Here is a 16,090-nt window from a genome sequence, read left to right as displayed (position 1 = left end):
ATGGCAAAGCATCTGGGTCATTGCTCTCCATTAGGTTTATGTCGTCCCTTAGGGCCGTCTGGAGTGGGGCAACGACGTCCCCTAGGTGCATCGTCCATATCGTTTCTAGATCTTAAAACATTCTACCCCAATGGTTTTCCTACTATAGTACCAGGGGAAATACCTTCAGTTAGTGAGGGAGCCCCTGGTACAATTAGTCAATTGGTATCGCAACCTTCGTCAATACCTGATGTAGGTGTTCAGCCTGAATCGGCATCCCCTCAACTAATAACGGATAATATTGCTGTTAACGCTCCGGTACAGCTATCTCATCCAACTGTATCAGAGAAGAAATCGGATTCAGATACATCATCTTCTGTTCAGGCCAAATCATTTCGAACTGACCTACAGAATTACTTTATGGGACATTCCCAACAGCAATCGCCTACATCACCCAACTCTCCTTATTCCAACAATGCGTTATCTGCTGATAATCTTCCATTTATCCCTTCAGAAACAGTGCAACGACAAACACCTGCGGAATTACCTTCTGTAGGTGTCCCACCAGTGAATATTGCCCAGGCAGTGCAAAGCTTACAAAGTTCACAACAATCAGCCTCCACATCTTCCCGTCAGGAAAATATCTCCCTGTCTTCTGACAGCCGAGCTAATTTATCTCCCGATCATGCACAAGAGAATAACCCAGTTAATCTGCCTACCGTTGAGCCTACGACTCAGATATTAGATCCCATTGACAGCTCTGCCCCGATTCAGCGTCAAGATAATACATCGGTAGACAACAACAATGAGCTACCCCTCCTTCAATCAAAACAATTTGGCCAGGCGGGTATAGACTTGTCTAAGTATACGACACAACCGTCTGAGTCCTTCAATACCCATGGGCTGATTCAGCGCCAAAGCCATGCCTCGACAGATAACAACATTCCTAACTCATCTGTCTCTCCATTAGTATCAACTAGTCAGGCTCCTACTAACCCATTAGCGGCTAGGGATGTTGATGGTTGGACTGATGAGTCACCCATCGGTCAACCCAAACAATTTAACCCGACGAATAAAGCTTCATCTTCAGACTTATCTTTTAGTAGCGCATCTCATCTACCGACAGGACAGAATAGTCATCCAGGCACTGCCAACAATCCAGTTATTAACCGAGCTATCGCCGCTGACTTGGGAGAGACAGAGTCAGTAGCAGGATTGCCTGAGATACCCTCTGCTGCATCTGAGACAGAGTCTGATCGGTCTGGTATTCTCCAACGTCAGGAAGACATCTCCCAGCCTTCTGGTATTCCAATTGTTTTATCTCCTGGTCAGGAGCGGATAGATAACCCAGTTAATCTGACTACGGTTGAGCCTACGGATCTAACATTAGATCCCACTGATATCCCTGACTCAATTCAGCATCAGAATAAGACCTCGATAGATAACACCTCTAACTTATCCGTTTATCCATCGGCATCAACTAGTCAGGCCCCTAATGACCCGTTAGTGGGTGTTGTTGATAGTTGTTGGACCCATAAGCCACCAGTACTTCAACCAAAACAATCTAATCAGAGGGCTATAAACCAGCCTTCTGATAGTGCATCTCCTCTACAAACAGGAGAAGATATTTTTGGTCATTCAGCTACTGCTAATCATCCAGTTGTTAACCAAGCTGTCGCTGCAGACTCTGTTTCTGCTGAGTTAACAGAAGTGCCTGGGTTAACTTCTGCTGTATCAGAGACTGGAGCTGACCCCTCTGACATTCTTCAACGTCAGGAAAATATTTCCTCGTCTCCTGCCAGCCAAGCTGCTTTATCTCCCAGTCACGAACGAGAGAATAACCCAGTTAATTTGCCTATGGTTGAGCCTACAATGCATCCATCTGGGGCTATCAATGGCGCTGAATTGGTTCAGCGCCAAAGTAATGTCTCGGTAGACAACAACGCTGCTAACTCATCCGTTTATCCATCTGCATTAATCAGTCACGCTCCTACTAACCCATTGCCGAGTAGAGATGTGGCTGTTGACAGTTGGGCTAACGAGTCACCTATACTTCAACCGAAACAATCATCTAACCAGGCAGATTTATATCAGTCTTCTGATAGTACATCTCGTATACTTCCAGGAGAAGATATCTCCGGTCATTCAGTTACTGCTAATAATCCAGTTGTCTATCAAGCTATTGCTGTAAATTCTGCTTCTACTACTGAGTCTGCAGGAGTATCAGAGATAGCCTCTCCTGCATCAGAGACCGGCTCTAATCCGTCTGATATTCTTCATCAACGTCAGGAAGCCATCTCCCAGTCTTCTGATGATGCCTCCCATTTACCTCCAGGACAAGATATTTCTGGTCATCCAGGTACTGCTAATAATCCAGTCGTTAACCGAGCCGTCACGGCAAACTCTGTTTCTACCGAGTTAACAGGAGTGCCTGAGATACTTCCTCCTGTATCTGATACAGGGGCAACCCCATCTGATATTCTTCAACGCCGGGAAGATATCTCCCCGGCGGCGGCATCTGATGATGATGTATCTCACCTGCCGACAGGACAAGACAGTTCTGACCACTCAGTGACGACTAATAATTCAGTCATTAATCGAGCTATCGCCGTAGACTCTGCTTCTAACGAGTTTGCGAGAGTGTCTAAGATACCTTCTCCTGTATCAGAAACGGGCTCTAACCCGTCTGATATTCTTCATCAACGTCAGGAAGCCATCTCCCAGTCTTCTGATGATGCCTCCCATTTACCTTCAGGACAAGATATTTCTGGTCATCCAGGTACTGCTAACAATCCAGTCGTTAACCGAGCCGTCACGGCAAACTCTGTTTCTACCAAGTTAACAGGAGTGCCTGAGATACCTCCTCCTGTATCAGAGACAGGGGCAGCCCCGTCTGATATTCTTCAACGCCGGGAAGATATCTCCCCATCTTCTGGTAGCCCAGCTGCTCTATCTATCAATTGGGAGCAAACAGATAACCTGGCTAATCTACCTGCGGTTGAGCCTCAGACTCAGATATCTGAGCCTATTGTTGGACCTGGCCCGATTCAGTATCGAAACAACACCTCAGTAGACAATAACGTCTCTAGCCCATCAATCCATTCGTCAGCGTCAACCCCTCAGAAACCTACTAACCTGCTATCAACTGAGGATATGGCTGCTGATAGTTGGACCAATGAGCCAACAGTGCTTCAACTCAAACAATCTAACCAGGCAAATATAAACCAGCCTTCTGATAGTGCATCTCGTCTACCGACAAGACAAGATATCTCTGGTAATCCAGGCACTTCTAATCATCCAGCTATTAACCGAGTCATCGCTGCAGACTCTGCTTCTGCCGAATCAGCAGGAGTATCTCAGATACTTCCTCCTGTAGCAGAGACAGATACTAACCAGGCTGATATGCTTCAATGCCAAAAAGGCATCCCCCAGTCTCCTGGTAGCCCAGCTTCTCAATTAATCGAGCGGGAACAAGCAATTAACCTAGCTAATTTACCTACGGTTGAGCCTCAGGCTCAGATATCTGGTCCTATTGCTGGACCTGACCCGATTCAGCGTCAGAATAATACCTCGGTAGATAACAACGTGATTAACTCCTCCTCGCCACAATCACCACTTGTTTCCCAAAAAGTGCAACCTTTAGAAGGGGGTGAACCGCTTCAATTGGCTGAAGAGAACACATTAACTTCTGAAATCCCCAGTTTTCAAATTCAGCGTCAACCATTACTCAACCTTGAGGCAGATATTGCCAAATCTAAAGAAGTATCAGGCTCGACTACACAGGCAGTTTCATTAGAGCAAGCTCAGCTATCTCCGACTCAGCTAACACGGTTTGTCCCCGGTTCTGATGGTCGGCAATTGTCATTTGATAATGTTCACGTAGCAACTGAGCCATCGCACTCATCTTCCAGTGCTCCAGTTGAACAAACTTCGCAAGCTATTCCTCATCCTTCGGCAGAGTCAGCTCAGAAGATTGTTCCGCCATCAACTTTGTCTCCCACTTCTTCAGAGCCGATTCAGCGCAAATCCCAAGAGGTTTTGAGGCTACCAGTAGAAGAGTCAGATCCACCGACTATAGCGGATCATCTTAAACAGACGGTGCGATCAAAAACCTCTGCTACGATAGAGTCGGGTCAGGCGACTACTTTATCAATGGCAGATGCCCATGCATCTACGGAACCAATTCAATGCTCTGAAATACCTGAACAGGTATCCATAGAGATAGATCATCCAGTAACACAGCCATCGATACCCACCGAAGAGATAATACACCAGTGCAAGGCGACCGAACCTCAAATTCAGTCCGGTATAGTATCAGACACACCTAAATCATCTGAATCTCCTAAATGCGCTGAGTCTAAACAACCCTCTGGAATGCAGGTCTCTGAAACACTTTCTAACGCCCAGCAGTTGCTCCTGCCAGAGTCCCCTGCCATCGTTCAACGTGTTGCTGCTGCTACTACCCAGCCTTCTAACTTCCACCATCCACCCAGCAGTCTAGTCAATGAGGTGGCACCATCTCGTTCTCTGCAACGTACACCTCACTCACGCCATCAATCAGCTGCTCCTGAGGGAAATTCATCGCCTACGCCAGCTTCTAATTTCTTGCCTGCAGAACCAGGACAATCTATTCAACCACTGACTCCCTCAACTGCTAAATCTATACAACTTAAGTCTGGTTCGGTAGTAGATAATGCTGTTGATCTGATGATCGATCCCATCGCCTATGTTTCAAACACTAACAGCCATACGATTAATACGGTTTCCCCTAGCCATATCGATAAGACTGAACAACAATCGGATAACCTCTCACAAGTGGCAGTGATACAGCACTCTGTAGCTGATAGTCCTGAGTTACAGAAAACTAATATTAATCCTAGAACGCAAATTTCTAAAACGCTGCGGAGCAAGGTTAATGGTGAGGTTATTCAATCAAAACAGGATGGTGCGATCTCACCCACAACAAATCTTTCTTCCCCTATCTCTACCCCGTCTCCTCCCCCTACTCTCCAAGCCAAACCCTCAACTGAACAAACTGTTAAGAAGGTAGCCCATCAATTAGCAACTCCATCGACCCCTCCTGGGAAACCCAATAGCCAGAGCCAGTCAGGGGCTATCCTTGTTAACACCTCCCAGGTCACACCATTATTGACGGTACTCAAACCGCTGGGTGTATTACGTCCTCTTCGCTTCGTGGTGCAACCCAGGGCAAAATCAGAATCAGTGACTCACTTATCTCAGGCTCATCAGATATCAATTCAACGGGTAAGGGATAGGGATACTCGTATGGATGCTGGTCAAACGCTGCCGCTCAATATGCTTAAGCCGATTGGTGTGCTACGTTCTCTGCCATCTTTGGAGACGCGATTGCAGGCCCCCACGTTCCAGTGTGAAACTCAACGATCCCAAAGCAATCATGACCAGAACAATCATGTTCAGAACATTGATGGCAGTATTCCCAGCGCGGGGTCGAGTCTAGAAAACTTAGTAACACAGTTAACACCTGCGTTACCTGATGCCCCAGCGTTGATCCAATCGTCACCCCAAAGTTCAGCTCAAAGTTCAACTCAAACTCCAGGTCAAGCTCCAGTTCAAACTTCTGATGGATCGTCTATCCAGTCTCTAGATCGCCACACTATTCAACGACAGACAGTTGATCAAATACCTGCCCAGGTAAACAATCACACCATTCAACGTCAAATAGATGATCAAACCCCAGCACAGCTCACAGAATCCACACTGCCCAATGCCTGGTCTAATATTGAAGATCTTGTCACCCATTTTCATCCTACGTCTAACGCGGATATATCCGCCAAAGACTTAAATCCTCAAGCAGTCTCGCATCTTTCAAACACAAAGGATAAGGTTGCCTCTCCGATCCCTGATTCGGCGATCGCATCAACCGCGTCTAGCGATCGCACCATAGCATCTGAGTACCTTACCAATAAAATGGCTGGTTCTGTTCAACGTAAACTAGATTCATCACCAACACATTTATCATCAGCTGCATTCGCATCAACATCACCTACAAATATTATCCAAACAGCCCAAGATCTACCCACGGTCACCATCCGTAGTTCATCAGACACTAGTCAACTGGAGACAGATAATTATATTCGGAACTATAGTCAGTATCTAGAGTTACTCGCTCAAGAAGTCTATAGCGTTTTACGACAACGCCTTTGCCTGGAACAAGAGCGCCGAGGGCCCAAATATCCGCGATGAGTTTTATTAACTGATGAGTACATTTGTAAAAGCCAAATTAATTGCCCAAGGGGGTGGCAACAATATTGAATTTATGTTTAACCCAACGGAGTTAAGCTTCAGTCGCAGTCTTCGCCTCAATAGCCCTGGTGGGGCGCGTACTGACGAGGGATTGCCCAAGGTGAGTTTTGGTTCGCCTGAGCCCTATAGTCTTAACGTCTCTGGTCTGGTTTTTGATACCTATGAAACCGGTGAAAATGTGATCGATAAATATGTCAAAAATTTTCGACAGGCAGTTGAATTTATGGATAGCCAGGAGCGTCCTCCCATCTATCTCTTAACCTGGGGCAAGCAAGAATATTTACGCTGTTTTGTGGAGTCGTTATCCTATAAGCTCACCATGTTCTTAGCCGATGGGACACCTGTTCGCGCCACCGTGGATATTACCCTCAAAGAGGTCGGAGAAGTTAGTGGCACTGGTAATACGGGAACACCGGGGCGACCAACATGAGGAAGCTACGGGAATCTGCAATATTAGGTTCTGTATATTTTTGAACCACACCCAAGTTGAATCCTGGAACTCTTACCAGAAAAACTACAATTCTGGACGTGGACAAGGTTTATTTATACTAATGTGAATCTATCTCACTCAACGTGTCCGCTGATAACGACCACCTTTAAAATGAAGTATTCTCCGTAGAGATAATGCTGCTATTATGCCCGCATCCTCTTTTATCGCCCAACCTACGCTCAAAATTGACGGATCAACGGCGTCATCTGAATTAATGGACGACATCCTCCAAATTGTTGTGGAGGAGAGCTTGCATTTGCCAGGCATGTTTACCCTTGTCATCCGGAATGACTATTATGGTGGTGCTGCCAATTATGAAGTCTGGAAACATGAGAAACTCTTTGAAATTGGCAAATCCATAGAAATTGGGTTTGCCTCTAGTACGACAGAGTCCGATGATTTTGATGATGAGAACAAAGGTAATGTGATTAAGGGCGAAATTACAGCGATTGAAACCCATTTCACCAGTGAGGCCCAAGCGCCCATCATTGTGCGCGGTTATGATATCTCCCATCGGTTACATCGCGGTCGTCACAATCGCTCATTCCAGAATAAAACAGATTCTGACATTGTTAAATCTATTGCGTCGGAAGTGGGCATTTCAGTCGGGACTGTAGATACTACGGGCGGTCCCTATGGTTATGGTGACATTGGTGGGGCCAGTGGCTATGTGTTTCAACAAAACCAGACCAATATGGAGTTTTTGCGGGAGCGGGCGGCCCGCAATGGATTTGAACTATTTGTGCAGGATGGGAAACTGTATTTTCGTAAACCTAAAAAAGATAGCACCCTAGAATTGGAGTGGTTGAAAAACGTCCACAGTTTTCGCGTCCGCGTCAGCAGTGCGGAACAAATGAAAAGTGTGGAGGTGCGAGGGTGGGACTATAGTCGTAAGGAAGTGATTGCGGAAAGTATTAGCTCCGCCCAAAAGGTCTTAACAGAAACAGATAGCGGTGCGGGTAGTACAACCGTCAGTAGCTTTAATGGACAGCCCAGCACTCCCACCCTAATTATGGTGGACCAACCGATCTCTCAATCCAAAGAGGCCAAGACCATGGCCCAGGCCCTATTTGATGAACTGGGGGGAGAGTTTGTCCAGGCCGATGCGCGGGCGGAAGGTAACCCCTTGATCCGTCCGGGGCGAGTGGTTAAGTTGACCGGAATGGGTAAGTATAGCGGGAGCTATTATGTCACAGAAACCCGTCAACTTTTCCATGAACGGATCTATACAACAGAGTTTGCGGTTAGGGGGCTGCGGGGTGGTGATTTGCTCCAAACCCTGGAAGCCAGAAATACGTTACAGCCAGGGCAAACCCACATGGTGGGCATTGTTGCCGACAATAATGATCCGAAGGGATGGGGACGGGTGCGCGTTAAGCTACCCACGTTAACCGAGGACCATATGAGTAACTGGGCGCGGGTGGTATCAGCAGGGGTGGGACCATCACGGGGGGTGGATTGGTTGCCGGAAATTAATGATGAGGTATTGGTAGCCTTTGAACATGGCGATATTCATCGGCCTTTTGTGTTGGGCGGAATCTGGAATGGCAAAGATGCCCCTCCAGAAAAGACAGAGGATGTTGTTGTCGGAGGCAAGGTGCGGTTACGGACATTCAAAACCCGTTTGGGACACACATTACAGTTTGTCGAAGAGGATAAGGGGGATAGTAAAAAAGGAGTTTACTTAACCACGGTCGATAATCATTTGCTGCATTTTAATGATACAGATAAGTACATTGAGCTCAAGACGAAAGATAGCCATCAGCTGAAGTTGGATGATAAAAACAAAAAAATCGATCTAAAAACCAAAGGTGGTCATCAAATCACCATGGATGACAGTGGTAAGAATGTGAATATTATCTCCACTGGCAGTCTCAATGCTAAATCGGGAACCAGTGGCAACAGTGAAAAGATCAATATTAATGGTGGTGAGATTACCCTCACGGGCGCAACTAAAATTACCCTGAAGGTGGGTAGCAATAAAATTGTTCTCAGTAGTTCAGGAATCGATATTACGGGTACGCAACTGAATATGAAGGCCAATGCGAGTGCCAAGCTACAGGGAGCGATGGTGGATGTTAAAGGTCAGGGGAGTGTCAATGTGCAGAGTACCGGTATGACTAAGGTGGCGGGCAGTATCTTGAAGCTAAATTAAGGTGAATTATGGGAATGCAAGTTGTGGCGGGGGCAATGCTCCAATGTCCGTTTGGTGTCGCTCCAAGTACGCTTAATGTGATTCCCAAGGGACCACCTGCATTTGCATCGGGGCCTTTCGCTGCAACGATTATGGACTTTGTCCCGATTGCAAATGTTATGCCCTTTGGAATGTGTACGTCGTTGGCGAACCCGACGGTAGCCACTGCCACTGCGGCCGCCTTAGGAGTGTTGACGCCCATGCCCTGTATTCCTGTGATTCCGGCACCGTGGGCACCGGGGTCACCAACGGTATTGATTGGCACATTCCCGGCACTGAATGATAGTTCGAAATGTATGTGTACCTGGGGTGGGGTGATTTCGATTATCAACCCTGGCCAGTTTACCGTACAGATTCCTTAACAGACTTTTGGAACCTGTCCACATCGTTTATTCTCTCCTGTTGCCCCCTTTCAACCAATGATCACACCCTGTTCCAAGCCCACATTTGTTTTGCCTATCGTTGTTTTACTACTGATGCCTTCACCAGCTAAGGCATTTAGCGCTAACGATTTGGAGGCCCTGCGCGAACTACGACAGTGTAGACGATGTAATCTAGAAGCAGTCAATTTGGCCCATGCCTATCTACAACAGGCAAACCTGAGTCGGGCCAATCTGCAAAATGCCAATCTCAACACGGCGGATCTGCGGGGAGCTTTTTTACATAATGCAGACCTCCGTAATGCAGACCTCCGTAATGCGGATTTGCGGGGAGCCAATCTACAAAATGCCAGGCTGGAAGGAGCACAGCTAGCAGATCTTCGTATTGATGACCAGACCATGCTATCGGCTAAGTGGCGGTTGGTGTATGACTTAGTTACCCATGGCTACAATGGTCAAGACCTGACGGGCGTGGACCTGAGTGGGGCCAATTTAGATGGTGTTGATCTGCGCAATGCGGATTTAACCAATGCTAATCTGACCGAAGCTATCTTAGCGGGGGCTGATTTACGCCACAGTAGTCTGGAGGGATCTGTCTCCACCGAGGCTGATTTGTTCATTGCCGATTTGCGACAAACAAACCTACAAGATGTAAATTTCGAGGATGCTAGTCTCCGTGCCGCTGACCTGCGGGAGGCTACTTTAACCTCTACCAATTTTCGGAATGCAGATCTGGCTCTTGCTTATTTGCATGCAGCTCAGTTGGATACAGCGGACCTCCGTCGTTCCAATCTTTCGGCTGCCATATTAACAGACACTAACCTGCAGGGGAGAGATTTAGAAGGAGCCAATTTGTTTGCAGCTGATATCAGGGGTGCGAATCTCTCCGACACTAATTTTGAGGATGCACAGCTGATCGGTGCGAATCTCGCCAATGCCACCCTGACCGAAGCATCTCTCGACGGTGCCACCATTGAGGGTGTGACCTTGCGGGGTCTCAGTTTACAGTCCGTTGACCTGAGTCGTCAGAATTTACGAGGCGTTGACTTTTCAGGTTCGGATCTCAGTCATAGTAATCTGAGTGACTCTGATTTGAGAGATGCCAATCTCAGTGGTGCGGTTCTCACCAACAGTCTTTTGATTGGGGCCAAGCTGATAAGAACAAATTTGAGTGGTGCTGATCTTACAAAGGCTAACCTGAGTAAGGGAGATTTTCGGGAAGCTAATTTTGAAAATGCGACGTTGACAGACACTAATTTTAGCGGCGCAGACTTACGGGGGGCCAACCTTGAGGGTGCATCGTTAGGGGGCATTCAATTTAGTGATGCCACCAACCTCTGTGGAGCGATCTTGCCTGATGGGACAACTTTTACATGCAGTCAGTAAGTTGGAAACTAGTGGATAGGTTTCTGCTAAGGCCAACGGATAGACAAGAATATTGGCTAAATAGTCGCCTCAGGGGAGCAACAGAGCAACAGCAATAATCTCTGTATCATCGGTTTCAAAATCCTGAAACATGCAACGTAACTGGTTTGATTAGAAGACGTTTTCAATGGCTTTTAGGTTTTGTTATGGGCTTAAAAAAAGCTCTTCCGGAACTGCCGTGGTCGACTACTATATCTAGCGTTACGGATGAGAGCATGACACCTGTGGGATGATTGAGGTGGTCGATTCCATGGAGGCTAGCTATGGATAACTCTATTCGTATCCCTCTTGACCTACCGGACGTTCGTGTCCTAGATCTTTCCAAGACTGACCAGGGTGCTTGGCTAATGTCATCAATGTGGCCGACAGATCAGGCACTCTCATGGCTTTGAACCTGCCATCCAGCTACGTTACCTCCCCTTGTTTGAAACGCCTGTTTTTATTGAATTTTGCCCTAAGCGCTACCGCTGCCCACTCTGCGAGAGGAAGCCCACTACCACCGAACGACTGAGTTGGCATGAGTTACGGAGTCCCAACGCCAAGCCTTATGAACAGTGGCTAGTTCGGATGCTAATCAACTCGACGGTTGCAGACGTAGCTAGAAAGCTGAATATCAGTGAAGAGGCCGTCGCTGGTGTTCTGAAGCGTTATCGCGACTACCCAAGCCATACGATTTGGAAGGTTAGGTCGTTCGACTATTTAAGATAATAGGTGGACCGTCGCAGGAAAAGCACCGATGCATTGTCCGTTGGTTGGGATTGAGTCTATGTTAAAAGGCTTTCTGAAGGACTATCGCGAGGCCTTACAGGTTATTTTTCTCTGCTCATAACCTTCCAAGTCGTGTCCCATACATGTGGAGAATGTCATCTGGCATTCATCGATGGTGAAAAAGTACATCTACATCACATTGATGGTGACCGGAATAATTGGGCGATAAACAACTGTTTAGCCGTCCATGAATCTTGTCACGATTATATCCATATGGGCAAACGCTAATTCTCTCCTCAAACGGCTGGAATTATCTCAGGTAGTCGGGAGCCGGATGCGGTGAAAGTCGCACGTCCGGATCTAAGTGGGAGGGGCGAAGTGGTAACACTTCCTCCGACCCAACCTAAAAATAGTATGCTGAATTTGAGCTATCATGTCCCTTGAAATCAGAGCGTTTTGGCGGTTACTCGATTTTTGAAGGTGGATGGCGCGACGGATTAATCAAAAATGTGTGGCCTGTGCTCAGATGAGTGTGGCAAAGTCAAGGCAGCTCCATGGGGAGTCTGGCGATGGTTGCTGGGTGGAAAAGCGGTGTCATCGACGGCTGAAATGCCCCCATAATTTTGGGGGGCACTACAGTATTTATTTCGAAGCCTTGACGTAGTGGATTGTAATGTCTTGCTCTCAAATAGAACGTATAGCCACTGACTTAGCTTTACCCAAGTTGCTATAAGTGGCTGAATTTGGTTTAAGTAGGGCATTAGAGTGTCGAGTGATCGCTAAGGTTTTGGACTTGGTCAAGTGCTTGTTACTGAAGCTGGGCGGTCTTGCTGGTAGGGCAATGGCTCGGCATAATCCAGCAGTTATATCGCTTTTATGTAACGACTTAGTCCTTGGTCCGACTGGGTTTGCTATACCTCTTAATGTATTAAGTCGAGCTTAGTTTCATACTCATCTAAAAAAGTTGTATCACTCTGCATAATCTCTAGAAACTCCCCTGATAGGTCAATAGACGCTTACTAATGACTTCCGTAAGGACATTGATTTTTTCTCTGCTGGAGGAGTTCCCATGAAATTTAATCAAACTCAAATAGAGATTACTTCTACGCTTAAATCTGACTCAACATTCGGTCAAAGTAAAACAATTTCGACGGAGCCTACTTCGCAATATCTTTCTACCTTTCAGCGCAAACTTTTAGAAAAACGTCTGAAAAAAGGCGATTTGTCAACGCTGTGGTGCAAGCGTATTCAAATTATGTTGCTCGCTGATCAGGGTAAATCTCAAACAGAGATTTGTCAGCTACTTGGTTGCTGTCATGCGACAGCACGACACTGGATTTTGATTGCACAATCAGGTCAGGCCCATACCTGCTGTGATAACACTCTAGGGCGACCCAAGATTGTTCATGATGAATATCTCAATCGCCTGAAAGAACTGGTCGAACATAGCCCTCGCGATCACGGGTATGTCTTTCGTCGCTGGACTGCAGGTTGGCTAAGCAAACACCTGGAGAAAGAATACAACATTCGAGTTAGCGATCGCCATATCAATCGATTACTCAAGCAAATGGGATTATCCACACGGCCTCAGTCTTTGTCTAAGACTGACTGTACAACGTCTAAGGATATATCAGCTGCTCAGGCATCAGAACTAAAAGCTCGTGCAAAAAAAATTGCGATTCACGATTTGCAACCAGCTTCTAATCTCGAATCTGGGCTCTATCAACTAAGCTATGTGGCTCAGAGCTAGATTTTACAAGTTTAGTTTCTAGATGAATTTGGCTGCTTCTATCAATCGCACGCGCAAACAACCCCATTTAGATCCGTTGAACAAGAGGTCAAATATCGATGGCGCAGAATCTCGTAGCGTTTTCTCTCTCCTGTCAGACACTCAGTCATCTCTTTAGGATAGCTATTTCAGAAGCTCAACTACAAGCGTGTCTGAAACAGACTCAGAAAACTCAGCCAAAGGTTGGCGCTTTCTGGCATAGTCAGCAGGATAAGCCTGGACTTTACATTGTTTTTTCTGGGAAAATTCGTCTCCTCAATGAAGCAGGACAATTGGTAGAGACCATTGGTCCTGGTGGTGCCTTTGGTGACTGTACTCTGTTTCCGGCGGATGGTGAGTTTCTAACTTATTCTGCGCGGGCTTCCCTAGGGGTGGAAGTTGGCTTTCTGCCTCAGTCCTGGATAGATGATCTGATCTTCCACTTTCCTGAGGTCCATCAACACTTGTTAAATCGGGCAAGAATACATAATGCCCGACTAGAATCTGATATTTCCTTAAGGGGCAATCGTGAAACTAGCAGCGAAGCTGCCAGCAAGGTTGCTAGAAAGTCTGTCAGTAGCCTTGCCCCTATAAAGTCAATTCCTAACGCCAGTCGGGTACGCAAAGCATTCTTTCCTACACCTAACCAACGGGTTGGGCACCTTTTTCAGCGTATAATTCGGCGCTATCCTTTCTATGGGCAGCAAAGTGCTTCCGACTGTGGGGCTGCTTGTCTGTCTATGGTGGCTCGTTACTGGGGCAAACGATTCAGCATCAATCGTCTGCGCGATATTGCCAATGTTGATCGTAATGGGGCTTCACTGCGTGGCCTGTCTACTGCAGCTGAAAGTGTTGGCTTCAATAGCCGTCCCATAAAGGCAAGTTTGGATCAGCTCGCCAAGCAGCCGCTACCGGCTATTGTTCATTGGGAAGGTAAGCACTACATCGTGGTGTACGAAATCACACCTAAGCATGTGATTGTGGCTGATCCAGCAATCGGCCAGCGCACCCTTACCGTGAAAGATTTCAAGGCTGGTTGGACTGGTTACGCTCTGCTATTAACGCCAACAGCGCTCTTTCGGGAAACTCTAGAAAGCACCACTCCATTCTGGCAGTTCTTTGAGTTGTTGAAGCCTCACGGGGTGGTAATGTTAGAGATTCTGATTACCTCTCTCTGCATCCAGTTGTTGGGACTCATTACACCGCTGTTTACCCAACTTATCCTTGATCGGGTAGTGGTGCAACGCTCAGAATTAACCCTGGTGGCAGTGGGACTAGGATTAATCATTTTTGGTCTGTTTCGGGTTGCTATGACAGGGCTCAGACAGTACCTACTTGACCATACAGCAAATCGAATTGATCTGGCCTTAATCGTCGGATTTATTCGTCATACTCTACGGCTGCCATTGGGCTTTTTTGAATCGCGCTATGTTGGCGATATTATTGCTAGAGTCCAGGAAAATCGTAAAATTGAACGTTTTTTGACGGGTGAGTCTTTATCTATCTTGCTTGATCTGTTGACAGTATTTGTCTACATCGGGCTTATGTTTTGGTATAGCTGGAAAATGGCTTTGCTAGCCCTGGTGATTATTCCACCATTCTTTTTATTAGCACTGCTGGCCACACCTTTTCTGAGACGAATTTCACGAGAGGTGTTTAATGCCTATGCCAGTGAAAATAGCTATTTGATTGAGACTCTCTCTGGCGTTAGAACCGTTAAAGCAATGGCTGTCGAGCAAACAGTTCGTTGGCATTGGGAAGAGTTACTAAATCAGGAAATTAAAAAAGGATTTTCCAGCCAAATTATTAGCAATCGTTTACAAATTGTTAGTCATACTATCGAAACGCTGGCAACTACTGGCCTACTTTGGTTTGGGGCCTGGCTAGTGATTCAAAATGAGTTGACTATTGGCCAGTTGGTAGCCTTTAACATGCTTCTCGGCAATGTTATTAGTCCTTTTCAACGTTTAACAGTCCTTTGGAATCAATTCCAGGAGGTTGCTATTGCTGTAGAGCGCATTAATGATATTCTCGATGCTGAGCCAGAGGAAAATTGGCTCACTGAAGTGCGACAGGGCTTGCCCTTGATTAACGGTAAAATTCGCTTTGATCAGGTGACTTTTCGCTACCATCCTGACAGTGACATTAACGTACTCGAAAATCTGAGTTTTGAGGTGCAACCAGGACAAATGGTAGCTCTGGTGGGCCGCAGTGGCTCAGGTAAAACTACGATTTCTAAATTACTGCTAGGACTATATCCTCCTACGGATGGCAAAATTTTGGTGGATGGCTATGACCTATCGACTCTAGCCATGCAGTCGTTTCGTCAACAAGTTGGGGTCGTCGATCAAGATACTTTTCTTTTTGGCAGCACAATTCGCGAAAATATTAGCCTGGGCCATCCCAGTATGTCCCTTGAATCAATTGTGGAAGCAGCTACTTTGGCTGGAGCCGATGAGTTTATTCGCAGATTACCCATGGGCTATGAGACTCAAATTGGTGAAGGTGGTGGCATGTTATCAGGCGGACAGCGACAGCGACTGGCCATCGCTCGGGCACTCCTGGGCAACCCAAAATTGTTAATTTTGGATGAGGCAACTTCTCACCTGGATGCAGAATCAGAGCGTATTATTCAACAAAACTTAAATCAAATTATCAAAGACAGAACAACACTGGTAATTGCTCATCGATTATCGACTATTCGTAATGCCGATCTGATTCTGGTATTAGATCGCGGGATTTTAGTAGAGTCAGGGAATCATGAAGCCCTGATGGCTCGTCGAGGTCATTACTACTACCTCAATCAACAACAATTAGCCACCTTGAATTGAGCCATTGCTTGACATGAAGTGTTGTCTGCT

Annotated in this window: 8 protein-coding genes and 2 pseudogenes; all 10 read left to right on the top strand. The window is 46.5% G+C overall.

What is annotated here, in order from left to right:
• The 10 genes and pseudogenes from QGP82_RS08120 to QGP82_RS08075 all read left to right on the top strand — a co-directional run bounded on the left by QGP82_RS08120 (position 1) and on the right by QGP82_RS08075 (position 16,060).
• Positions 1–6,204: a hypothetical protein gene (locus QGP82_RS08120; RefSeq protein ID WP_499058284.1), complete on the top strand. Its 6,204-nt coding sequence runs from the start codon at positions 1–3 to the stop codon at positions 6,202–6,204.
• Between the two features lie 13 nt (positions 6,205–6,217).
• Complete coding sequence (locus QGP82_RS08115; protein WP_499058282.1) at positions 6,218–6,694, top strand: CIS tube protein; 477 nt, start codon at positions 6,218–6,220, stop codon at positions 6,692–6,694.
• A gap of 205 nt (positions 6,695–6,899) precedes the next feature.
• The gene (locus QGP82_RS08110) at positions 6,900–8,909 is read left to right on the top strand and encodes a VgrG-related protein (RefSeq protein WP_163670258.1); all 2,010 of its coding nucleotides are present in this window, start codon (positions 6,900–6,902) and stop codon (positions 8,907–8,909) included.
• An 8-nt stretch (positions 8,910–8,917) separates the two neighbouring features.
• The gene (locus tag QGP82_RS08105) at positions 8,918–9,310 is read left to right on the top strand and encodes a DUF4280 domain-containing protein (RefSeq protein WP_163670257.1); all 393 of its coding nucleotides are present in this window, start codon (positions 8,918–8,920) and stop codon (positions 9,308–9,310) included.
• 57 nt (positions 9,311–9,367) lie between these two features.
• Positions 9,368–10,714 (top strand): pentapeptide repeat-containing protein, encoded by a 1,347-nt coding sequence (locus tag QGP82_RS08100; RefSeq protein ID WP_163699721.1) that lies wholly within the window; start codon positions 9,368–9,370, stop codon positions 10,712–10,714.
• A gap of 302 nt (positions 10,715–11,016) precedes the next feature.
• A pseudogene (locus tag QGP82_RS08095) lies at positions 11,017–11,404 on the top strand (helix-turn-helix domain-containing protein); the annotation flags it as partial.
• A 192-nt stretch (positions 11,405–11,596) separates the two neighbouring features.
• Positions 11,597–11,743: pseudogene (locus QGP82_RS08090) on the top strand (group II intron reverse transcriptase); the annotation flags it as partial.
• A gap of 202 nt (positions 11,744–11,945) precedes the next feature.
• Positions 11,946–12,125: a hypothetical protein gene (locus QGP82_RS08085; protein ID WP_083876767.1), complete on the top strand. Its 180-nt coding sequence runs from the start codon at positions 11,946–11,948 to the stop codon at positions 12,123–12,125.
• Between the two features lie 405 nt (positions 12,126–12,530).
• Positions 12,531–13,211: a helix-turn-helix domain-containing protein gene (locus tag QGP82_RS08080; RefSeq protein ID WP_163670253.1), complete on the top strand. Its 681-nt coding sequence runs from the start codon at positions 12,531–12,533 to the stop codon at positions 13,209–13,211.
• Between the two features lie 98 nt (positions 13,212–13,309).
• Positions 13,310–16,060 (top strand): ABC transporter transmembrane domain-containing protein, encoded by a 2,751-nt coding sequence (locus tag QGP82_RS08075; RefSeq protein WP_499058277.1) that lies wholly within the window; start codon positions 13,310–13,312, stop codon positions 16,058–16,060.
• Positions 16,061–16,090: the final 30 nt, after the last annotated feature.

This window comes from Leptothoe sp. LEGE 181152 (assembly GCF_032906605.1).
Classification (GTDB): Bacteria; Cyanobacteriota; Cyanobacteriia; order Phormidesmidales; family Phormidesmidaceae; genus Leptothoe; species Leptothoe turfae.
Note: the sequence above shows the minus strand (reverse complement) of the source record. Positions and strands in the feature narration are given on the sequence as shown.